The sequence below is a fragment of the Streptomyces griseobrunneus genome, assembly GCF_046713465.1.
GTDB lineage: Bacteria > Actinomycetota > Actinomycetes > Streptomycetales > Streptomycetaceae > Streptomyces > Streptomyces microflavus.
The window spans coordinates 3,240,221-3,259,884 of sequence record NZ_CP177080.1 but is presented as its reverse complement, the minus strand read 5'-3'; the positions used below and the strand labels follow the sequence as shown (position 1 = coordinate 3,259,884).

Annotated in this window: 21 protein-coding genes; 15 read left to right on the top strand and 6 right to left on the bottom strand. The window is 71.6% G+C overall.

The features are described from left to right. Nucleotides 1-6: 6 nt before the first annotated feature. Complete coding sequence (locus ACK8N7_RS14645; RefSeq protein ID WP_500442646.1) at nt 7-660, top strand: imidazolonepropionase-like domain-containing protein; 654 nt, start codon at nt 7-9, stop codon at nt 658-660. A gap of 22 nt (nt 661-682) precedes the next feature. On the opposite strand, the gene ACK8N7_RS14640 is transcribed toward ACK8N7_RS14645, so the two are convergent. From ACK8N7_RS14640 to ACK8N7_RS14630, 3 genes are read right to left on the bottom strand one after another with little or no spacing between them, the layout of a single operon-like run. Continuing rightward, nucleotides 683-1,693: a DUF3152 domain-containing protein gene (locus ACK8N7_RS14640; protein ID WP_500442645.1), complete on the bottom strand. Its 1,011-nt coding sequence runs from the start codon at nt 1,691-1,693 to the stop codon at nt 683-685. Continuing rightward, on the bottom strand, nt 1,690-2,226 hold the full coding sequence (locus ACK8N7_RS14635) for a hypothetical protein (protein ID WP_403216696.1): 537 nt from the start codon (nt 2,224-2,226) through the stop codon (nt 1,690-1,692). Before ACK8N7_RS14635 ends, ACK8N7_RS14640 begins: the two co-directional genes overlap by 4 nt. A gap of 9 nt (nt 2,227-2,235) precedes the next feature. Next, nucleotides 2,236-2,769 carry a SigE family RNA polymerase sigma factor gene (locus ACK8N7_RS14630; RefSeq protein WP_403216694.1) on the bottom strand — a complete coding sequence of 178 codons (534 nt, stop codon included), beginning with the start codon at nt 2,767-2,769 and terminating at the stop codon, nt 2,236-2,238. A 541-nt stretch (nt 2,770-3,310) separates the two neighbouring features. Between ACK8N7_RS14630 and ACK8N7_RS14625 the strand changes: the two genes are divergently transcribed. The 5 genes from ACK8N7_RS14625 (at nt 3,311) to ACK8N7_RS14605 (ending at nt 7,789) form a co-directional block, all read left to right on the top strand. Beyond that, the gene (locus tag ACK8N7_RS14625) at nt 3,311-4,162 is read left to right on the top strand and encodes an ABC transporter permease (protein ID WP_500442643.1); all 852 of its coding nucleotides are present in this window, start codon (nt 3,311-3,313) and stop codon (nt 4,160-4,162) included. Between the two features lie 71 nt (nt 4,163-4,233). Then, on the top strand, nt 4,234-5,286 hold the full coding sequence (locus ACK8N7_RS14620; protein WP_500442641.1) for a taurine ABC transporter substrate-binding protein: 1,053 nt from the start codon (nt 4,234-4,236) through the stop codon (nt 5,284-5,286). Beyond that, entirely contained in the window at nt 5,270-6,112 is an 843-nt protein-coding gene (locus ACK8N7_RS14615) for an ABC transporter ATP-binding protein (RefSeq protein ID WP_500442639.1), read from the top strand. The genes ACK8N7_RS14620 and ACK8N7_RS14615 overlap by 17 nt, the downstream gene beginning before the upstream one ends. A gap of 30 nt (nt 6,113-6,142) precedes the next feature. Next, entirely contained in the window at nt 6,143-7,066 is a 924-nt protein-coding gene (locus ACK8N7_RS14610; protein ID WP_500442637.1) for a TauD/TfdA dioxygenase family protein, read from the top strand. 30 nt (nt 7,067-7,096) lie between these two features. Continuing rightward, a complete protein-coding gene (locus ACK8N7_RS14605; RefSeq protein ID WP_500442635.1) occupies nt 7,097-7,789 on the top strand; it encodes a demethylmenaquinone methyltransferase in 693 nt (230 codons plus the stop codon). 21 nt (nt 7,790-7,810) lie between these two features. Here the strand turns inward: ACK8N7_RS14605 and ACK8N7_RS14600 are convergent, their stop codons facing one another. Next, nucleotides 7,811-8,341: a GNAT family N-acetyltransferase gene (locus ACK8N7_RS14600; RefSeq protein WP_032760071.1), complete on the bottom strand. Its 531-nt coding sequence runs from the start codon at nt 8,339-8,341 to the stop codon at nt 7,811-7,813. Between the two features lie 97 nt (nt 8,342-8,438). Here ACK8N7_RS14600 and ACK8N7_RS14595 point away from each other — a divergent pair, with 97 nt between their 5' ends. Further along, a complete protein-coding gene (locus ACK8N7_RS14595; protein ID WP_403216682.1) occupies nt 8,439-9,722 on the top strand; it encodes a geranylgeranyl reductase family protein in 1,284 nt (427 codons plus the stop codon). Nucleotides 9,723-9,756: 34 nt separating this feature from the next. Here the strand turns inward: ACK8N7_RS14595 and ACK8N7_RS14590 are convergent, their stop codons facing one another. Then, nucleotides 9,757-10,362 (bottom strand): CGNR zinc finger domain-containing protein, encoded by a 606-nt coding sequence (locus ACK8N7_RS14590; RefSeq protein WP_403216847.1) that lies wholly within the window; start codon nt 10,360-10,362, stop codon nt 9,757-9,759. Between the two features lie 137 nt (nt 10,363-10,499). On the opposite strand from ACK8N7_RS14590, the gene ACK8N7_RS14585 reads away from it, so the two are divergent. The 4 genes from ACK8N7_RS14585 (at nt 10,500) to ACK8N7_RS14570 (ending at nt 14,937) form a co-directional block, all read left to right on the top strand. Beyond that, nucleotides 10,500-11,237, top strand: a complete 738-nt coding sequence (locus ACK8N7_RS14585; protein ID WP_403216680.1) for a metallophosphoesterase — start codon at nt 10,500-10,502, stop codon at nt 11,235-11,237. Nucleotides 11,238-11,515: 278 nt separating this feature from the next. Beyond that, nucleotides 11,516-11,746 carry a hypothetical protein gene (locus tag ACK8N7_RS14580; RefSeq protein WP_403216678.1) on the top strand — a complete coding sequence of 77 codons (231 nt, stop codon included), beginning with the start codon at nt 11,516-11,518 and terminating at the stop codon, nt 11,744-11,746. Between the two features lie 488 nt (nt 11,747-12,234). Continuing rightward, nucleotides 12,235-13,407: a Cmx/CmrA family chloramphenicol efflux MFS transporter gene (locus ACK8N7_RS14575; RefSeq protein ID WP_500442633.1), complete on the top strand. Its 1,173-nt coding sequence runs from the start codon at nt 12,235-12,237 to the stop codon at nt 13,405-13,407. 306 nt (nt 13,408-13,713) lie between these two features. Beyond that, nucleotides 13,714-14,937 (top strand): esterase/lipase family protein, encoded by a 1,224-nt coding sequence (locus tag ACK8N7_RS14570; protein ID WP_403216674.1) that lies wholly within the window; start codon nt 13,714-13,716, stop codon nt 14,935-14,937. 115 nt (nt 14,938-15,052) lie between these two features. On the opposite strand, the gene ACK8N7_RS14565 is transcribed toward ACK8N7_RS14570, so the two are convergent. Next, nucleotides 15,053-15,898 (bottom strand): C40 family peptidase, encoded by an 846-nt coding sequence (locus ACK8N7_RS14565; RefSeq protein ID WP_403216672.1) that lies wholly within the window; start codon nt 15,896-15,898, stop codon nt 15,053-15,055. A gap of 787 nt (nt 15,899-16,685) precedes the next feature. Between ACK8N7_RS14565 and ACK8N7_RS14560 the strand changes: the two genes are divergently transcribed. The 4 genes from ACK8N7_RS14560 to ACK8N7_RS14545 are packed head-to-tail and all read left to right on the top strand — an operon-like array spanning nt 16,686 to nt 19,661. Next, nucleotides 16,686-17,045 (top strand): NADH-quinone oxidoreductase subunit A, encoded by a 360-nt coding sequence (locus ACK8N7_RS14560; RefSeq protein ID WP_003967084.1) that lies wholly within the window; start codon nt 16,686-16,688, stop codon nt 17,043-17,045. 17 nt (nt 17,046-17,062) lie between these two features. Further along, the gene (locus ACK8N7_RS14555) at nt 17,063-17,617 is read left to right on the top strand and encodes a NuoB/complex I 20 kDa subunit family protein (RefSeq protein ID WP_031127596.1); all 555 of its coding nucleotides are present in this window, start codon (nt 17,063-17,065) and stop codon (nt 17,615-17,617) included. Further along, entirely contained in the window at nt 17,614-18,339 is a 726-nt protein-coding gene (locus ACK8N7_RS14550) for an NADH-quinone oxidoreductase subunit C (RefSeq protein WP_403216670.1), read from the top strand. Before ACK8N7_RS14555 ends, ACK8N7_RS14550 begins: the two co-directional genes overlap by 4 nt. Beyond that, a complete protein-coding gene (locus tag ACK8N7_RS14545; protein ID WP_031127593.1) occupies nt 18,339-19,661 on the top strand; it encodes an NADH-quinone oxidoreductase subunit D in 1,323 nt (440 codons plus the stop codon). The genes ACK8N7_RS14550 and ACK8N7_RS14545 overlap by 1 nt, the downstream gene beginning before the upstream one ends. The last annotated feature ends 3 nt before the right edge of the window (nt 19,662-19,664 follow it).

The window sequence follows — 19,664 nt, the reverse complement described above, 5'->3', positions numbered from 1 at the left end:
GCGCCTGTGCTGACGGTCCACGCCGCGCCCCTGGTCCTGCCGGTCGGCGCGGCGCCTGTGGCCGAGGGTGCGGTGGCCGTGGACGGCGACCGGATCGCCGCCATCGGGCCGTACGAGGAGGTCGTCGCCGCCCACCCGGCGGCCAGGGTCCGCCGCTGGCCCGGCCTCCTCACGCCCGGACTCCGCCAGGACCGGGCCCGGGAGCTCCTCACCCGCTGCTACCACCCGGACCCGCGCGAGGCCGACGAGCTGGGCGAACTGCCCCTGTGGGGCGACGAGTTCGAACGGCTGGCGGCGGCGATGGACACGGCCCGGCGGGCGGGCAGCGTACGCCGGGGGCTCCAGCGGATGCTGCGGTACGGGACCACGCATGTGGTGGGCCCGTTCGGGGCGGACGAGCCCGCGCTGCGGACGGCCCTCTCCCGGTCCGGGCTGGTCCAGGTCCCGGCCGCCACCGGGGGCCCCGCCGCTCCGCCGGACCTGGATCCCTTCGCGGCCGGCGGCGATCTGGCCGCCACCGCCCACGGCCCGCTGACCGTGGGCGGCCGCGCGGACTTCGCCGCCTTCGACGTGCCCGACGAGGCGGCGCTGCGCGCGGGCGGGGCCCGGCACTGCGTGGCGACGGTGCTCGCGGGGCGGCTCGTGCACCGTGCCCGCTGAAGCCCGACTTCCGGCGGGAGGGCTACGGCACCGAAGGCCCGCCCAGATAACGTCCCTTGGCGTCGTACGGCCAGGCGTTGGCGACGCACCCCTTCAGCCCGTCTATCTGCTGCATCATCGCGGGCGCGGGGCGTCCCTTCCCCGGGCAGGTCTCATGGCCGCGCCCCAGCCAGTGGCCGACCTCGTGGTTGATGATCAGGGCCCGGTACTCGGCGACCGGCCCGTCGAACTGCGGTGAGCCCAGCTGCCAGCGCTTCAGGTTGACCATCACCTGCTCCCCGCCCCGGCAGTTGACCTCGCTCCGGGTCTTCAGCCCGTACGCACCGCAGAGCCGGTCCGTGGTCGCCGGGGTGGCTATCTTGACCACCAACCCGGCTGATTTGTCCGTGACTTGGCGGAACGTGCGCTCCCCGCCGTGGCTCCAGCCGCGCGGGTCCGCGAGGATCGCGGCGATGTCCTCGGCGGCCCGGTCGGGGTCGACGCCGATGCCGTCCTCCACCTCGACCCGGTAGGGCTCGCCCTTCCCGGACTTCGTGACGCCCGCGCGGGCGACGGTGAACGTGCCGGGGCCGGAGGCCGGTACGTCGGAGGCGCTGGGCGGCCGGTCTCCGGCCGGGGGCGAGGGGGTGGGGGAGGCCGGTGCGGTGGAGGGGGCCGCGGGTGGCGGGGCCGGGGCGACCGGGGCCTCGGCGTTGTCGTCGCCGGACCCGGTCCCGGGTCCCGCGCCGGCCGTGACGGACGGGTCCCCGTTCTGCCAGGGCCGGTCGAAGAGGACGGCCACCAGGGCCACGGCCGCCAGGGCGAGCACGACGAGCCCCGCCGTCCGGCGCCGGTTACGGCGTCTTCGCCGCTCGCGGGAGCGGGACCGGGAGCCGGAGCGGGAGAGCGACCGGCTCGCGGACCGGCCCCCCGGCGCGCGCCCCTGGCCGCCGTCCCCCGTGCGGGGCCCGGGGAGGGCGCGCAGCCGGAACGTCTCGGTGTCGCGGGCCGGTTCGTCGTGCGGCAGGGTGCCCAGGCCGCGGCGGCCGGTCATTTCGACGTCCCGGGGGCCGGCGACGGGGCGAACAGCGCGGCGCCGGACCCGGCCGGGTCGGGCGTGGCCGGGACGGCGCCCGAGGGTCCGCCCGGGAGCGCACCCGAGGGCCCGTCCGTGGGTGCGGTCGGGGAGGTGGTCGAGGGCGGTGTCGCGGGCGGGGGCGAGGGGGTCGGGGTCGGCATGCCGGTTACGGGCTCCGTCGGATCGGGGGAGGGTCCCGGCGAGGGCCGGGTGAGGGAAGGGTCCGGCACTGGCCGGGTGAGGGAGGGGCCGGGCGCGGGGGCGGCGGGGCCGGTGTCGGGTGCCGGCCGCAGCAAGGGTCCCAGCAGCGCGAGGCCCAGCGTCACGGCGGTCACCGCGACGAAGGCGCCCGCCACCGCGAGCCCCCGGCTCCGGGCCCGTCGCAGCCGTCCCTCCCGTACGGCCCCGGGGACCAGGTCGAGCGGCGGGGCCAGGGCGCCGGCGGTCCGCTGGAGCGCGTCCCGGAAGATCTCTTCCTCGGGTGAACCGGGTCGGGGTTCTGGAGTCATGACCGCCCCTCAACTTCCGGTGGAGTAGAGCTGAACATCGCCCAAGCGGGCGCGCAGCCGGACGAGTGAACGTGAGCACTGGCTCTTCACCGTGGACTCGCTGCACCGCAGCAGCGAGGCGACCGACTCCACGCTCAGATCGTCCCAGTACCGCAGGACGACCATCGCCCGTGCCCGGGGCGGGAGTTCGCCGAGCAGGGCGAGCAGCGTCAGGCGGAGGTCGGCATGGGTGGCCGGATCGGCCTGCGGGCGAGGAGCGTTGGACCGGTGGGCGACCAAGTCCCGTACGGAACGTCGGCGTTCGGCCACATAGGTGCGGACGAGGACGGTCTTGGCGTAGGCGTCGAGGTTGTCCGCCCGGCTCGCCCGGCGCCAGTGCTGGAACAGCTTGGCGAGGGTCGTCTGCGTCAGGTCCTTGGCGCCTTCCACGTTCCCGCAGAGCAGGTAGGCCGTCCGGTACAGCCGCCGCTGCCCGTCCCGCGCGTACGCCTCGAACGCGGTGCTCTCCCCGTCCGCCCCGCCGGGATCCGCCCCTGCCGGCATCCGCCCTCCCTCTCCTCGCGTCTCCGTGCACCCCCCGTCGACCGCCCCGGGGGCGGCCTCCACCCGTTACAGAGTTCGCGGGTGCCGAAAAGGTTGAAGGCGAACGGTGATCAGTTCGAGAGACCGGCCCGCGGGACGGAATGTCTCACTCCGCGGTACGAATCTGGTGGATCGCGGAAGGCCTGTGCTAGAACAACTGCCGTGACAGTCGATCGTTTTCTGGTGGAGTGCCTCCACATCGATCTCTGCCGCGTTTCCAGCGCTTCCTGTTGTTGAAGCCCTGCCGCGGCATCCTCGGCGATGCCCTGAAGCCCTGGACCCCCGGGACCTGACGCCTCGGTGCGTCGAAGTTCGCGTGCTGCCTGTGTGCGCGACCGGTATCTGATCCCTTCGTACGTTCCGTACGTCACCGGCTCCCGGTTCTCCGCTTCCCCCTTTCTTCTCCTCCTTCTCCTCCTTCTCCTCCCTTCCCGGCGGTTGTCCCCTCCCGGCTTGTCCGTAAGCCCGGTGGTCTGTCCTGCCCCTGTCCCCGGAGCCCTCCATGACCACGCCCACTTCCGTACGGGAACGGGCCGTCCCCGCCCCCGCCGGACGGCGGCCGGAGCGCGGTGCCCGCCGGCGCCGCGTCGGGCTCCGCCTCGTCGCCCTCGCCGTCCTCCTCGCGCTCTGGCAGCTGGTGGTCGTGCTCCAGCTCTGGTCACCGGTGCTGGTCCCCTCGCCCGCCGCCGTGTGGCGGGCGCTGCTGGAGACCTCCGGCACGCACGACGGGGTGCGCGGCTACCAGGGCCACACCCTGATCGAGCACCTCGGCATCAGCCTGCGACGCATCTTCATCGGGGCCGGTGCGGGTGTCGTCGCGGGGCTGGTCGTCGGTGTCCTGATGGGGACGCTGCCGTGGGTACGAGTGGTGCTGGAGCCCGCCGTGGCGTTCCTGCGCACCCTGCCGCCGCTCGCCTACTTCAGCCTGCTGATCATCTGGTTCGGCATCGACGAGGCGCCCAAGCTGTGGCTGCTCGCCATCGCCGCGATGCCGCCGGTCGCCGCGGCCACCGCCTCCGCCGTGGCGTCCGCGCCGACCGCACTGGTCGAGGCGGCGCGGGCGATCGGGGCCAAGCGCGGGCAGGTAGTGGCGTCGGTCGTGCTGCCGTCCGCGCTGCCCGAGATCCTGGTCGGCGTCCGTCTCGCCTTCGGCATCGCGTACTCCTCGGTGGTCGCCGCCGAGACGGTCAACGGCCTGCCGGGCATCGGCGGTCTGATCCGGGACGCCCAGCGCTACAACCAGTCGGACACCGTCATCCTCGGCCTCTTCGCCATCGGCATCTCCGGGCTGCTCATCGACGCCGGGCTGCGCGTCCTGTCGGACCGGCTCGCCCCGTGGCGACGCCACGCGTAGACCGCCCCTCCACCGTCCCCTGTTCGCATCCACCCCCTGTTCTCATCCACCTCCGTACGAAGGAAACACACATGGCCGGAACACGCGGTTGGCTCCGCCTCTCCTCGATCGCCGCCGCACTCGGAGCCCTGCTGGTGGTGACGGCCTGCGGGCAGGACGGGTCCGGTGACGGGGGCAATGACGGCGGCAAGACGATACGCATCGCCTACCAGGCCTTCCCCAGCGGCGACCTGATCGTCAAGGACAAGGGCTGGCTGGAGAAGGCGCTCCCCGGCTACGAGATCAAGTGGACCAAGTTCGACTCGGGCGCCAGCATCAACACCGCCTTCGTGGCCGGTTCCGTGGACCTCGCGGCCATCGGCTCCAGCCCGGTAGCCCGGGGCCTCTCCGAGCCGCTGAACATCCCGTACCAGGTCACCTGGGTGCTCGACGTGGCCGGGGAGAACGAGGCGCTGGTCGCCCGTAACGGCTCCAAGGTCTCCTCCGTGAAGGACCTGGAGGGCAAGAAGGTCGCCACCCCGTTCAGCTCGACCTCGCACTACAGCCTGCTCGCCGCCCTCGACCGGGCCGGGGTGGACTCCTCGAAGGTCCAGCTCCTCGACCTGGAGCCGCAGGACATCCTGGCCGCCTGGACGCGCGGCGACATCGACGCCACGTACGTCTGGCTGCCGACCCTGGAGGAGCTGAAGAAGACCGGCAAGGTCCTCGTCTCCAGCCGGGAACTCGCCGCATCGGGCAAGCCCACCCTCGACCTGGGGGTCGCCTCCACCAGCTTCATCGAGGCCCACCCCGATGTGCTGCCCGCCTGGCGCAAGGCGCAGGCCCAGGCGCTCGACCTGATCCACGACGACCCCGACGCGGCCTCCGCCGCCGTCGGCAAGCAGCTCGGGATCAGCCCGGCCGAGGCCGGGGCCCAGATCAAGCAGGGCATCTTCCTCAAGCCGGCCGAACAGGCCGACGCGAAGTGGCTCGGGACCCCCGGCAAGGTCGGCGGTCTCGCGGACAACCTGCACAGCGCGGCGCAGTTCCTGGTCGACCAGAAGCAGATCGACTCCGCGCCCGACCTGGACAAGCTGCGGAAGTCCATCTACGTGGAAGGGCTCACCGATGCCGTCTCTCCCTGACACGGACAGGGCACCGGACGCCGAGAAGGCTCCCGTCCCGGAACAGCGCAAGGGCGATCCCGTCGTCTCCGTACGCGACGTCGAGCACACCTGCGGCGGCGGCCGGGGCACCGAGAGCGTGACGGCTCTCGGCCCGGTCTCCCTGGAGATCCCGGCCGGAGAGTTCCTGGTCCTCGTCGGGCCGTCCGGCTGCGGCAAGAGCACCCTCCTCCGCCTCATCGCGGGCTTCGAGCGGGCCTCCTCGGGCGAGGTGGAGGTGTTCGGCGGGCAGCCCGAGCCCGGCAGCCAGGCGGGCATCGTCTTCCAGCAGCCCCGCCTCTTCCCGTGGCGCACGGTCGGCGACAACGTCGGCCTGGCGCTGAAGTACGCGGGCGTGCCCCGGGCCGAACGGGCTGAGCGCAAGGCCGAGTTGCTGGAGCGGGTGGGCCTCGCGGACACCTCGGGCCGCCGCATCTGGCAGATCTCGGGCGGCCAGCAGCAGCGGGTGGCCATCGCCCGCGCCCTGGCGGGCGGCAAGCGGCTGCTGCTGCTCGACGAACCGTTCGCCGCGCTCGACGCGCTGACCCGGGAGCGGCTCCAGGAGGACCTGCGCACGGTCTCCGCCGAGACCGGAACCACGTCGGTCTTCGTCACCCACAGCGTGGACGAGGCGGTCTTCCTCGGCACCCGCACGGTCGTGCTCAGCGCCCGGCCGGGCCGGGTCGCCCTGGACATCCCGATCGGCCTGCCGCGCACCGGCACCGGCCCCGACGAGCTGCGCGGGCTGCCGGAGTACGCCGCGCTGCGCGCCGAGATCGGTACGGCGGTACGCGACGCGGCCCGCTGACATACGTACGACCACCGACCGAGGAGAACCATGACCCTCACGACCACCCCCGCCCTGCGCGACCACCGCATCCCCGCCGACGGGCTGTACGAGGGCCCGCGCGTCCTGCAGCGGGTCCCTCAGGGGTGGGACGAGCGGCCCTACGAGCTCTTCGAGCTGGTCCCGCGCAGCCGGGTGATCGGCGCCGAGATCCACGGCGTCGACCTCTCCCGGCCGCTCGCCCCGGCCCTCCGTGCCGAGCTGGACCGGGCGCTGCTGGAGTGGAAGGTGCTGTTCTTCCGGGAACAGCACCTCACCTCGCGCCAGCAGCGCGCCTTCGCCGGGCACTGGGGCGAGCTGGAGACCAACCCGCTGCTCGCCACCGGCGACGACCCGGAGGTGGCCCGGCTCGACCGCTCGGCCGTCCCCACCTTCGAGAACGTCTGGCACGCGGACGTCACCTTCCGCGAGCGCCCGGCCCTCGGCGCGGTCCTCCAGCTGCGCGAGGTCCCGCCGGTGGGCGGGGACACGCTGTGGGCCGACATGGCGGCCGCGTACGACAACCTCTCCGAGGAGGTGAAGGAGCGCATCGAGGGGGCGCGGGCGGTGCACGACTTCATCCCCGGGTTCTCCCGGTTCTACCCGCCGGAGCGGCTGGCCCCGCACCAGGAGCGGTTCCCGCCCGTCGAGCACCCGGTGGTGCGGCGCCACCCGGCCACCGGCCGCCGGACGATCTTCGTCAACGCCTCGTTCACCACCCGGATCGTCGGGTTCGCGCAGGAGGAGAGCGACCGGCTGCTGCGGCTGCTGTTCCAGCAGGCGCACGCGCCGGAGTTCCAGGTGCGGTACAGCTGGCGGGCGGGCGATGTCGCGTTCTGGGACAACCGGGCCACCCAGCACTACGCCGTCAACGACTACGCCCCGCACCGCCGGGTCGCCGAACGCGTCGCCGTCGCGGGGGACCGCCCCCACTGATCCGTACGGGCAGGCTGCTTGAATGGAAGGGTGACCCGAGCCTCCCTGGACAAGCAGCCGCACGAAGTCGCCTCGATGTTCGACGGTGTGGCGGCCAACTACGACCTGACCAACGACGTGATCTCGCTGGGCCAGGCCCGGCTGTGGCGCAAGGCGGTCGCGGCGGCGGTCGACGCCCGCCCCGCGCAGAAGATCCTCGACCTGGCGGCGGGCACCGCGACCTCCTCGCAGCCCTTCGCCCGGGCCGGTGCCTATGTGGTGCCGTGCGACTTCTCGCTCGGCATGCTGAAGGTGGGCAAGCGGCGCCACCCGTGGATGCCGTTCACGGCGGGCGACGGCATGAAGCTGCCGTTCAAGGACGAGGTGTTCGACACCGTCACGATCTCCTTCGGGCTGCGCAACATCCAGGACACCGAGACCGCGCTGCGCGAGCTGTACCGGGTGACGAAGCCGGGCGGCCGGGTCGTGATCTGCGAGTTCTCGCAGCCGACGTGGACTCCGTTCCGCACGGTCTACACGGAGTACCTGATGCGCGCGATCCCGCCGGCCGCCCGGGCCGTCTCGTCCAACCCGGACGCGTACGTCTATCTCGCCGAGTCCATCCGCGCCTGGCCCGACCAGCCCGGCCTCGCCGCACTCCTTCAGAAGGCGGGCTGGTCGAACGTGGCGTGGCGCAACCTCACCGGCGGAGTGGTGGCCCTGCACCGGGCCACCCGCGCCTGACACACACGTACAGGAGCCGCCTCAGAGCTCCAGCCGGTAGCAGCGCGCCTCCTGTCCGGGGCGCGGGGTGGTGAAGGTCTCCGCGAGCCGCATCCCGAGCCGTTCCGCCACCGCGATGGACCGGGCGTTACGGGAGTCGATCATCGCGACGACGTCCGGCACCCCGGCCGCCCGCAGCCGCTCCAGCGTGGTGCGGGCGGCGGCGGTGGCGTACCCGTGCCCCCAGGCGGAGCGCCCCAGACGCCAGCCGATCTCGATGGCGCCGACCGGCCCGTAGTGGGTGTGCGGCCACGGCTGCGCCCCGGTGAAGCCGAGCACGGTGCCGTCCTCGTCGGTGACGGTCCACAGGCAGTAGCCGAGCTCCGCGTCATGGCGGCGCTGACGGGCGGTGAGTTCCTCGTACACGGAGAAGTCCGCTCTCCGGCCGCCGAAGAACTCCATCACCTCGGGGTCGTCGAAGACCCGGTGCCAGAACAGCGCGTCCTCGTCGGTCGGGACGCGCAGACGTACCGCGGGGGCCGGAGCAGTGGGCGGAACAGGTGCTATCGACATGAGGGAGCCCTTCGGAGGGTTGTTCAGCAGGCCCCCATAGACTGCACGGGACATGTGCCGCGCGGCACGCGAATTCGAGTCTTCGGGAGATCCGACCGTGACCGAGCCCCTCTCCGAGCACAGCGCGGACGTGATCGTCGTCGGAGCGGGCCCAGCCGGCTCCACGACCGCGTACTACCTCGCCAAGGCCGGACTCGACGTCCTGCTCCTGGAAAAGACGGCGTTCCCCCGCGAGAAGGTCTGCGGCGACGGCCTCACCCCGCGCGCCACGAAACAGCTCGTCTCCATGGGGATCGACATCTCCGAGGAGGCGGGCTGGCTGCGCAACAAGGGCCTGCGCATCATCGGCGGCGGCGTACGGCTCCAGCTGGACTGGCCGGATCTCGCCTCCTACCCGGACTACGGACTGGTCCGCAAGCGCGACGACTTCGACGAGCAGCTCGCCCGGCAGGCGCAGAAGGCCGGCGCCCGGCTGTACGAGCGCTGCAACGTCGGCGCCCCCATCCGGGACGAGCGCACCGGCCGCATCACCGGCGTCGAGGCGAAGATCGGCGAGGAGAAGACCCCGGTCACCTTCCACGCCCCGCTCGTGGTCGCCGCCGACGGCAACTCCACCCGGCTCTCCCTCGCGATGGGCCTGCACCGCCGCGAGGACCGCCCGATGGGCGTCGCCGTCCGTACGTACTTCACCTCGCCCCGCCACGACGACGACTACCTGGAGTCCTGGCTGGAGCTGTGGGACAAGCGCGGCGCCCAGGACCGGCTGCTCCCCGGCTACGGCTGGATCTTCGGCATGGGCGACGGCACCTCCAACGTGGGCCTCGGCATCCTCAACTCCTCCTCCGCCTTCAAGGAACTGGACTGGCGCGAGGTGCTCAAGGCCTGGTGCGCCTCGATGCCCGAGGAGTGGGGCTACACCCCGGAGAACATGACGATGCCCATCCGGGGCGCCGCTCTCCCGATGGCCTTCAACCGCCAGCCGCACTACACCAAGGGCCTCCTGCTCGTCGGCGACGCGGGCGGCATGGTCAACCCGTTCAACGGCGAAGGCATCGCGTACGCCATGGAGTCGGGCCAGATCGCGGCCGACGTGATCGTCCAGGCCCACGCCCGCGCCACCCCCGCCCAGCGCGAACTGGCCCTGAACAACTACCCGAAGGTGCTCAAGGAGACCTACGGCGGCTACTACACGATGGGCCGCGCCTTCGTGAAGCTGATCGGCAACCCGAAGGTCATGAAGATCGCCACCCAGCGCGGCCTGACCCACCCGCTCCTGATGAAGTTCACGCTCAAGATGCTGGCCAACCTGACCGACCCGACGGGCGGCGACGCGATGGACCGCATCATCAACGGGCTGTCGAAGGTGGCTCCGAAGGCCTGAGGCCCGGCTGCCAGGGGGCCGCCGCGTACGGGAGTCACCGCCCGGCGGTCCCCTCGCCTCCCGCCGCTCCCCGCGTGCGCTCGTAGTGGCGGGCCACCCGGGCCCGGTTGCCGCAGGACGGCCTGCACCACTCCTGGCGGCCGTGGCTCTTGATGAAGTACCTCACGCAGCGCGGCGCGTGGCAGGCCCGCAGCTGTTCGCGCTCCGGTCCGCTCAGGAAGTCGACGGCATCGCGCGCCAGCGCAGCGACCAGCCGTACACGGGGGTCGCCCTCGGCCGACAACAGCCGGGCCACGGGGGCCCCTTCGGCGGGCCAGTCCAGCTGCGGGGCGACGAGCTCGCGGGCGGCCGCCGCGTTGAGGTGGGCCAAGGCCTCGGCGGGCGGCATCAGGAGGTGCGCGTCCGCCGGGCTGGGCGGGGCCGGGCTGACCACCCGCGCGAACAGGGCCCGGACGGCCCGCCGTACGCCGACGATCCCGTCCCTGAGCTCCTCGTCCACGAGGAGTTCACCGGTGAGGAACTCTTGGGGGGCGAGGTTCCCGGCCTGCTGCTGGATCCACCGGGTCGTCCCCCGGACCGTCGCGAGGTCGTCGACGACGCCGCCCTCTCCGTCGTGGCGGATGGTGCTCGCCAGTTCCATGACGGGCCGCTGTGTCACCGGTCGCCCCCTTCGCCGCCCTCGGCCGGTTGTCGACGGCCTCTTGAACTCTGTCCGCCCCCCACTCTAGAGTCCTAACGGGAAAATAGAAATTAACGTTATGCGGGGGACGGACAGACATGTTGCTTGCCCAGATCAGCGATCTGCACCTGGACGGCAGTGAACGCGCGACGCACCGGGCGACCCGCGTCATGGAGTATCTGCGGGCCCTGCCCCGCCCGGTCGACGCGCTGCTGGTCACCGGGGACATCGCCGATCACGCGGCGGAGGCCGAGTACGAGGAGGCGGCCCGCATCCTGGCCGCCCCGTTCCCCGTACTGGCCTGCCCCGGCAACCACGACGCGCGCCCCGCCTACCGCAAGGCCTTCCTCGGCGAGGCGCCCGAGGAGGGCCCCGTCAACCGGGTCCACCGGATCGCCGGAACCGCCGTCCTGATGTGTGACTCCACCATCCCCGGCCGCGACGAGGGGCGCCTCGACGCGGAGACGCTCAGCTGGATCGACACCACGCTCGGCGCGCTCCCGGACGGCGTCCCCGCGCTGATCGCCTTCCACCAGCCGCCCGTCGAGCTCCACCACCCGCTGCCCGACTCCGGGCGGCTCGAAGAGCCGGAACGCCTCGCCGGCCTCCTCGACGCCCACCCGCGGGTCGTCGCCGTCCTCACCGGCCACGCCCACACGGCGGCCGCCTCGACCTTCGCCGGCCGTCCCCTCGTCGTCGGGCCCGCCGTCACCTGGACCCTGCGCATGCCCTGGGAGGGGGCCGACCCTGCCGACCGCGACCAGCCCCCGGGCCTCGCGTTCCACGTCCTGGGCGAGGACCGGCGCCTGACGACACACTTCCGCGTCGTGCTCTGAGCCGGGCGCCCAGGCCCGGGAGCCCGGCCCGGGCACCGCCCCGGTGCCCGGCACGGCCTGCGCCGGGGCATAATCCTCAACCCCCCGCGTGATCGTGTGCGATGATTTGCGCGCCACCCCCGGTCGTCGGCAGTCCCGGACCGGCTGGTGCCCGCCCTCGCCCCAGCGGCGACCCGCGGCGCGTACGACTCTTCATGACGCACGCTCACATCGAACGCAGGCCAGCGGGGTACGGAACAAGCCGATACAGCGCTGCTCGACCCCAAGGACAGACAGCCATGACCACCGCATCCCTGCCCCGGAAGTCCTCGCGCCCGGAACCGGGCACCGAGGACACCGCGCCGCCCCAGCACCACGGCCTCTTCCTGGAGCCCCGCTTCGCCGCGGGCCTGACCTCCCCGGACGACGACGAGGACCTGGACGCGCTGTACGAGGCGCCGCCCGCGCCCACCACCTCCGCACGCGAGCCGGAGCGGACGACCCGCCGCCCCCGCCGCGCCGGCCGCTAGGGCCTCTCGTTTGGATCAGGCCGGGCTCGCGTGCCCCGGCATGTCCATCTGCGGCGTTGTCGTCGGTCGCCAATGCTCCGCAGTGACTCCCTCCTCCGCCTTGCAGCTGCACGCACCGGACCCCGCTCCCTGATCCAAACGAAAGACCCTGGCCTCACCCCATGAGCAGCCCCGAGTCCGACAGACTCCGCCCACCGGTGCGCCGGTGGGCGGACTGCCGCTGAGCGTCGCCGGTCGGCCCCCTCGGGTCACCGGCCTCCCTCACCACGGCTCCGTCGCCGCCGGATCACCGCGGGAACGGGCCGTTCCCACCCCGCGTACGCGCTGAATCGCCGCCGTACGCCGGGTTCGTGCCCCGGTCGACGCAAGAACACGACCGGGCACTCCTCCGCGTCGCCCCGCCGGTAGTCCGGCGGCCCCGCGCGGCCCGCATCCCCGCACTTCGGTTCGTCTGTCCACCGACGGTTCCGTCCAAGGGGTCTGCACCCATGCCATTCGCCGTTTACGTCCTCGGGCTCGCGGTCTTCGCCCAGGGCACCTCCGAGTTCATGCTGTCCGGGCTCGTCTCGTCCATCGCCGCCGATCTCGGCGTCCCCCTCTCCGCCGCCGGCCTCCTCACCTCCGCCTTCGCCGTCGGGATGGTCCTCGGCGCACCCCTGATGGCCCTGTTCAGCCGTACCTGGCCCCGGCGCCGCGCCCTGCTGTTCTTCCTCGCGGTGTTCGTCGCCGTCCACATCGCGGGTGCGCTGACCCCGAGCTACGGAGTCCTCCTCGCCACCCGCTTCGTCGGGGCCGTCGCCAACGCGGGCTTCTGGGCGGTGGCCCTGACGGCGGCCGTCTCGATGGTCCCCGACCGGCTGAAGGGGCGGGCCACCGCCGTGGTGGTCGGCGGGGTGACGATCGCCTGCGTGGTGGGAGTACCCGCCGGAGCGGTGCTGGGGGAGCGGTGGGGGTGGCGGGCCGCGTTCTGGGCGGTCGCCGCGGTCTCCCTGCCCGCGTTCCTGGCGATCCTGCGGTCCGTCCCGGGCCGCCCCCGGCCGGAGGCGGCCCCCGCCCCCGTATCCGTACGGGACGAACTGCGCGTCCTCACCGGCCCCCGCCTCCGCCCCACCCTGCTCACCATGGCCCTGGTCCAGGGGGCCACCTTCTGCGCCTTCTCCTACCTGGAACCGCTCCTCACCCGTGCGACGGGCCTCGGCGCCGCCTGGGTGCCCGCGGCCCTCGCGCTCTTCGGGGCGGGCGCGTTCCTCGGCGTCACCGCGGCGGGCCGGTACGCGGAGCGGTGGCCCACGGCCTTCGTCACGTACGGCATGACCGCCCTGGCGCTCGGCTGGAGCGCCCTGGCCCTGACGGCGGCCCGCCCGTTCGTCGTCCTCGCCCTGATCCCGCTGCTCGGCATGCTCGCCTTCGGTACGGGCACGGCCCTGATCACCCGGGTCCTCGGGCTGGCCCCGGGCGCCCCGACGCTCGCGGGGGCCGCCACCACGAGCGCGTTCAACCTGGGGGCTGCGGTGGGTCCGTGGGCGGGCGGTCTGGCCCTGGACGCGGGGCTCGGCCACCGGGCGCCGGTCTGGGTGAGCGCCGCGCTGATGGCGTCGGCTCTGGCCGTGGCGGGGGCCCGCCGGGCGGCCGTCGCCGTGTCCGACGTACGGGTGACGTGACGAATGGCGGGATTCCCCCGTCCCCGAAGCGCTGGAAGGGTGGCCGGCAGGCCCGTCCCCAGGAGGGGCGGGCCTGCCGGCCCGGGGCCGCCGTCCCCGTACCGCAAGAGACCGGCCAAAAACACCTTTCCGCAGGTCAAACATGCCGTCACGGCTTTCTGCCCGAAGAGGTGACACCACGCGTCGCGGGGGCCTGCGACCGCCGGAACCGCCGCCATGATGTGCGGGTCCTCGCACCCCACCGCAGTCTCCGAGCCCGTGTCCGTCGGGCCGCTGCGGCATGCGCGCGGACGGAAGAGAGACACAGTGTCCGGACAGCAGGACGAGAGCGCGGAGCACGGCATCGGCGCCTTCACGCTTGCGGGTTCACCGCAGGTCACGGCGGCCGGCGGAGCCTCGGCCCCGGCCGCCGACGAGGAGTGGGACCTGCCGGGCGGCTTCGCCCGGGTCTACTACGCGGACGGCCACCAGGGCATCCAGCGGCCGGTGATCATGGCGGACGGCTTCAACCTGGGCCGGAGCGATCTCGACGCGCTCTACCTGGGGCTGGAGGAGGACTTCCCGCTCATCGGCTCCCTGAAGCAGCGGGGCCACGATGTGATCCTGCTCGGTTACGACGACCGTGGCGCCTCGATCCTGGACAACGCGAAGACCGCGATCGCCGCGATCCAGCGCACCATCGCCTCCCGGCTGGGCAACGCGCCCCTGACGGTCGGCGGCTTCAGCATGGGCGGGATCGTCACCCGCTACGCGCTGGCGAAGCTGGAGAGCGATCGGATCGACCACCAGACCGCGCTCTACTTCTCCTACGACAGCCCGCACCGGGGCGCCGTGATCCCGATCGGGCTGCAGGCCTTCTCGCACTTCATCCCGGTTCCCAACAACTTCGCGAAGCAGATGAACAGTTCCGCCGCACGGCAGATGCTGTGGCGCCACTACAACAGCGAGGACGGCACCGTCGGGGTCGACCCGGAGCGCGAGAAGTTCCTGGCGGCGCTGGACGAGGTCGGCGGCTGGCCCGCCCGGCCGCGCAGGATCGCCGTGGCCAACGGCCGGGGCGACGGGGTGGGCCTGGAGGTGCCGCCCGGTCAGACGGCGCTGGCGTCCACCGGCGACCGGGTCTACCCGGGCACGACGCTCCTGACCCAGGCGGAGGGGCACGAGGTCGTCGTCGCCGAGCTGAAGCGGCTGTTCCCGAAGGCCGAGAAGACGATCACGACGAGCGGGTTCCCGGCGCTTGACGGCGCACCGGGCGGCACGCTCGGCTCGTACCGGATCCTCGCCACCATGCTGGAGAAGTTCGGCGCGACGGTGGACCTGCGCCACCCGGACGTCTGCTTCGTCCCGACGGTGAGCGCGGTCGCGATCCGCGACCTCGACCGGCCCGAGGACCTGTACGCGAACGTCGACGGCCTGTCCCCGGAGGACAGCGAGGTGGACGAGTTCCTCTGCTCGTCCACGACCACCGCGCACACGGCCATCACCGAGGAACTGGGCACCTGGCTGCTGGACCGGCTGCCGCAGCACTGACCACCGCGGCTCCATGACCGGATCACGGCCGAGGGCCGCCACTCCCGAGCGGGGGAGCGGCGGCCCTCAGCCGTGCGGCGACGGGTGTCCCCGAACCGCTGGTGACGCTTGTGAATCAGAGAACGCGGACCGCGCCGGTCGGCCGGTCGTAGTCCATGGAGCGCTGCACCGTGCCGGTGCTGGAGTTCTGCGCGCCGACGAACTCGCCGCCGCCCACGTAGATCGCGACGTGGTACGCGCTGCCCGCGCCACCCCAGTACAGGATGTCGCCCGGCTGGAGGTTGTCCAGGGAGACCGGGGTGCCGGCGGTCGACTGGGACTGCGAGACGCGCGGGAGGTCGATGCCCACCGTGCGGTACGCGGCCTGGACCAGGCCCGAGCAGTCCCACGCGTTGGGGCCGGTGCCACCGGACACGTACGCGTCGCCGACCTGGGCCTTCGCGAACGCCACGATGGCTCCGGCGGAGCCCGTGGCGGTCGACGAGGAGGACGAGGGGGCGGACGCGGAGGACGAGTTGCCCGAGGAAGAGCCGGCGGGGGCGCTGAGCGTCGTGCGCTCGGCGGTACGGGAGGCGCGCTCGGCACGCTCCGCGGCTTCTGCTTCGGCCTTGGCCTTGGCTTCGGCCTTCTTCTTGGCCTCGGCCTTGCGGACGGCCTCGGCCTGGGCCTTCTTGGCCTTCTTCGCAGCGCTCTCGGCTGCGGCGTCCTCGTAGGCCCGCGTCTCCAGGTCGAGGGCGACCTGCTGCGTGGCCTGTGCGGAGGCGGCGACGGCGGTGGAGAGCCCGGTGGTGATGGTGGGCATCTCGATCGTCTGGGTCACCGGTTCGGCCTGGGCCGGACCGGCGGCACCCGCGACCGCGATGGTGCTGAGGACGCCACCGGCAACTCCGGCTCGCAGCGCCGACTTCGAGGCGCGCTGGCGGGGCTTCCGGTGGCTGGGTATGTGAGCGGTGTGGGACATGGGTACTAGCGCTATCAGGGCTGTAGGGGTCCCATCAAGAAACGTGTGTTGCGACACAGTTACGTTCGGAATCTATGAATCCGCTTTCCGTGCGCCTTTATTGACGCCGTAACGGGCAAAACGGGCATGCGCGATCAGGGTCGTGATCTCTGCCTTTCGGCAATACGCCCGAATTGCCCGCCGCTTACCATCCGTTCACACCGATGGCCAAGCCCGGTTTTCCTGCGGAGGGGGTGGGGTGACGCAGGTCACAGTGTGGGTGTCGAGTGACAGGCGGCCCTCGCGCACTCGACCGAGGTCCGCTCCGCTTCGGCGTCGGACGTTCCGCCGCCCCGTCCGGAAGTCCGCGCAGGCGCGATCCGGAAGTTCGTGAATGCGCGCACATGTCCTGTTCGGCCCTCGCCGCACCTCGCCCGGATGGTGACGGGGATGGCCGGAGCCCTTATCACCTCATCGCGGTCCGTCGCCAATTTGCTTGTAGTGGCTGTCCATTGATAGCGCCGCACGCCCTTGACCAGCGGTAACACCGGTGAATGTCACGTCTCGTGATCACTCGGCCGCTTCGCGTGCGAAGGTCACCGCTCATACGACTTCATGATCCTTCGTCAGGTGGTGGAGATCACAAAGGCGTTGTCGTACCCCGTGTCGCAGATCACAGGGCGACGGGCATAGGATGCGGGGCAGTCGGGCTTGTGAACTGCCTCACATGTGCACGATCTTGGTGAGGTGGCGAGCCGGTCGCCCGATGCGGTCCAACGGTCAAGGACGACTGGAAGGAGCGAGGAGCGTGAATGCCTACGCGCCCATCCTCGTGCTCGGCGCCCTCGGGGCAGGGTTTGCGATCTTTTCCGTGGTCATGGCCACGCTTATCGGCCCCAAGCGGTACAACCGGGCAAAGCTCGAAGCGTACGAGTGCGGTATCGAACCCACGCCGACACCGGCCGGAGGCGGCCGCTTCCCCATCAAGTACTACCTGACGGCGATGCTTTTCATCGTCTTCGACATCGAGATCGTCTTCCTCTATCCCTGGGCGGTCTCCTTCGACGCCCTGGGGATCTTCGGGCTCGTGGAGATGCTGCTCTTCGTGCTCACCGTCTTCGTCGCCTATGCGTATGTCTGGCGTCGCGGCGGCCTGGAATGGGACTGAGGGGCTGAGGGGCACACATGGGACTCGAAGAGAAGCTGCCTAGCGGCTTTGTGCTGACCACGGTCGAACAGGCCGCCGGCTGGGTGCGGAAGTCCTCCGTCTTCCCGGCCACGTTCGGCCTCGCCTGCTGCGCCATCGAAATGATGACGACCGGCGCGGGCCGCTACGACCTGGCCCGGTTCGGGATGGAGGTCTTCCGCGGATCGCCGCGCCAGGCGGATCTGATGATCGTCGCCGGACGGGTCAGCCAGAAGATGGCGCCCGTCCTGCGGCAGGTCTACGACCAGATGCCGAACCCCAAGTGGGTCATCTCCATGGGGGTTTGCGCATCATCGGGCGGAATGTTCAACAATTACGCCATTGTGCAGGGTGTTGATCACATTGTCCCGGTCGATATCTATTTGCCGGGATGCCCACCGCGTCCCGAGATGCTGCTGGACGCCATCCTCAAGCTCCACCAGAAGATCCAGGGTGGCAAGCTCGGGGTCAACGCGGAGGAGGCCGCCCGCGAGGCGGAGGAAGCGGCCCTCAACGCGCTGCCCCTGATCGAGATGAAGGGGCTCCTGCGGTGACCGGGAACAACAACGCCGGGGACCAGAACGGCAACGCCGTACCCGCCCCGCGCGACACCGGCGGCGAGGCCATCCGCGTACGCAAGGGCATGTTCGGCGCCAACAACGGCGGCGACACCTCCGGTTACGGCGGCCTCATCCGCACCATCACCCTGCCGGGAGCCGCCTCCCGGCCGTACGGGGGATGGTTCGACGAGGTGGCCGACGAGCTCGAAGGGGCCCTGGAGGAGCAGGATCTGCTTCCCGAGAGCGCCATCGAGCGCACGGTCGTCGACCGCGACGAGCTCACCTTCCACATCGCCCGCGAGCATCTGGTCCAGGTGGCCCGCACCCTGCGCGACGACCCCGCCCTGCGCTTCGAGCTCTGCACGGGCGTCAGCGGGGTCCACTTCCTCGGGGACAAGGGCCGCGAGCTGCACGCCGTCTACCACCTGCGGTCCCTCACCCACGGCCGGATCATCCGGCTGGAGGTCTCCGCCCCCGACAGTGACCCGCACATCCCGTCCCTCGTCGAGGTCTATCCGACCAACGACTGGCACGAGCGCGAGGCGTACGACTTCTTCGGCATCGTCTTCGACGGGCACCCGGCCCTGACCCGGATCATGATGCCGGACGACTGGCAGGGCTTCCCGCAGCGCAAGGACTACCCGCTCGGCGGCATCGCCGTCGAGTACAAGGGCGCCCAGATCCCGGCTCCGGACCAGCGGAGGTCGTACTCCTGATGACCACTCCCCACGCGACACCCCGTGCCACGACCGAGGGGACTGTATATACAGTCACCGGCGGCGACTGGGACGAGGTCGTCGAATCCGCGGCCAAGTCCGACGACGAACGCATCATCGTCAACATGGGCCCCCAGCACCCGTCCACGCACGGCGTGCTGCGGCTGATCCTGGAGATCGACGGCGAGACCGTCACCGAGGCCCGCTGCGGCATCGGCTACCTCCACACCGGCATCGAGAAGAACCTCGAATTCCGCAACTGGACCCAGGGCACCACGTTCGTCACGCGCATGGACTACCTGACGCCGTTCTTCAACGAGACGGCGTACTGCCTGGGCGTCGAGAAGCTCCTCGGCATCGAGGACCAGATCCCCGACCGGGCCACGGTCATCCGCGTGCTCCTGATGGAGCTGAACCGGATCTCCTCGCACCTGGTCTGTATCGCCACCGGCGGTATGGAGCTGGGCGCGACCACGATCATGATCTACGGCTTCCGCGATCGTGAACTGGTTCTCGACCTCTTCGAGCTGATCACCGGACTCCGGATGAACCACGCGTTCGTCCGCCCCGGCGGCCTCGCCCAGGACCTGCCCCCGGGCGCGGTCGACCAGCTGCGCGAGTTCATCAAGACCATGAAGAAGAACCTGCCGGAGTACGACAAGCTCGCCACCGGTAACCCCATCTTCAAGGCCCGCATGAAGGACGTCGGCTACCTCGACCTCACCGGCTGCATGGCGCTCGGCGCCACCGGTCCCGTCCTGCGCTCCGCCGGGCTCCCGCACGACCTGCGCAAGAGCGACCCCTACTGCGGCTACGAGACCTACGACTTCGAGGTGCCGTACACCGACACCTGCGACTCCTACGGACGCTTCCTGATCCGCATGGACGAGATGCGCGAGTCGCTCCGGATCATCGAGCAGTGCCTGGAGCGCCTGGAGCCGGGCCCGGTCATGGTCGCGGACAAGAAGATCGCCTGGCCCGCCCAGCTCGCCCTCGGCGCGGACGGCCTCGGCAACTCGCTCGACCACATCAGGAACATCATGGGCACCTCCATGGAGGCCCTGATCCACCACTTCAAGCTGGTGACCGAGGGCTTCCGGGTCCCGCCCGGCCAGACGTACACCGCCGTCGAGTCCCCCAAGGGCGAACTCGGCGTCCACGTCGTATCCGACGGGGGCACCCGCCCCTACCGGGTCCACTTCCGCGACCCGTCCTTCACCAATCTGCAAGCCATGGCGGCGATGTGCGAGGGCGGCCAGGTCGCCGACGTGATCGTCGCCGTAGCGTCCATCGACCCCGTGATGGGAGGCGTCGACCGGTGACCG

Coding starts and splice junctions, on each gene's coding strand:
- ACK8N7_RS14635 (WP_403216696.1), bottom strand. CDS start 2,226: ATGACTCCAGAACCCCGACCCGGTTCACCCGAGGAAGAGATCTTCCGG.
- ACK8N7_RS14545 (WP_031127593.1), top strand. CDS start 18,339: ATGACCACTCCCCACGCGACACCCCGTGCCACGACCGAGGGGACTGTA.
- ACK8N7_RS14620 (WP_500442641.1), top strand. CDS start 4,234: ATGGCCGGAACACGCGGTTGGCTCCGCCTCTCCTCGATCGCCGCCGCA.
- ACK8N7_RS14585 (WP_403216680.1), top strand. CDS start 10,500: ATGTTGCTTGCCCAGATCAGCGATCTGCACCTGGACGGCAGTGAACGC.
- ACK8N7_RS14580 (WP_403216678.1), top strand. CDS start 11,516: ATGACCACCGCATCCCTGCCCCGGAAGTCCTCGCGCCCGGAACCGGGC.
- ACK8N7_RS14625 (WP_500442643.1), top strand. CDS start 3,311: ATGACCACGCCCACTTCCGTACGGGAACGGGCCGTCCCCGCCCCCGCC.
- ACK8N7_RS14610 (WP_500442637.1), top strand. CDS start 6,143: ATGACCCTCACGACCACCCCCGCCCTGCGCGACCACCGCATCCCCGCC.
- ACK8N7_RS14600 (WP_032760071.1), bottom strand. CDS start 8,341: ATGTCGATAGCACCTGTTCCGCCCACTGCTCCGGCCCCCGCGGTACGT.
- ACK8N7_RS14555 (WP_031127596.1), top strand. CDS start 17,063: ATGGGACTCGAAGAGAAGCTGCCTAGCGGCTTTGTGCTGACCACGGTC.
- ACK8N7_RS14630 (WP_403216694.1), bottom strand. CDS start 2,769: ATGCCGGCAGGGGCGGATCCCGGCGGGGCGGACGGGGAGAGCACCGCG.
- ACK8N7_RS14615 (WP_500442639.1), top strand. CDS start 5,270: ATGCCGTCTCTCCCTGACACGGACAGGGCACCGGACGCCGAGAAGGCT.
- ACK8N7_RS14640 (WP_500442645.1), bottom strand. CDS start 1,693: ATGACCGGCCGCCGCGGCCTGGGCACCCTGCCGCACGACGAACCGGCC.
- ACK8N7_RS14590 (WP_403216847.1), bottom strand. CDS start 10,362: ATGGAACTGGCGAGCACCATCCGCCACGACGGAGAGGGCGGCGTCGTC.
- ACK8N7_RS14575 (WP_500442633.1), top strand. CDS start 12,235: ATGCCATTCGCCGTTTACGTCCTCGGGCTCGCGGTCTTCGCCCAGGGC.
- ACK8N7_RS14565 (WP_403216672.1), bottom strand. CDS start 15,898: ATGTCCCACACCGCTCACATACCCAGCCACCGGAAGCCCCGCCAGCGC.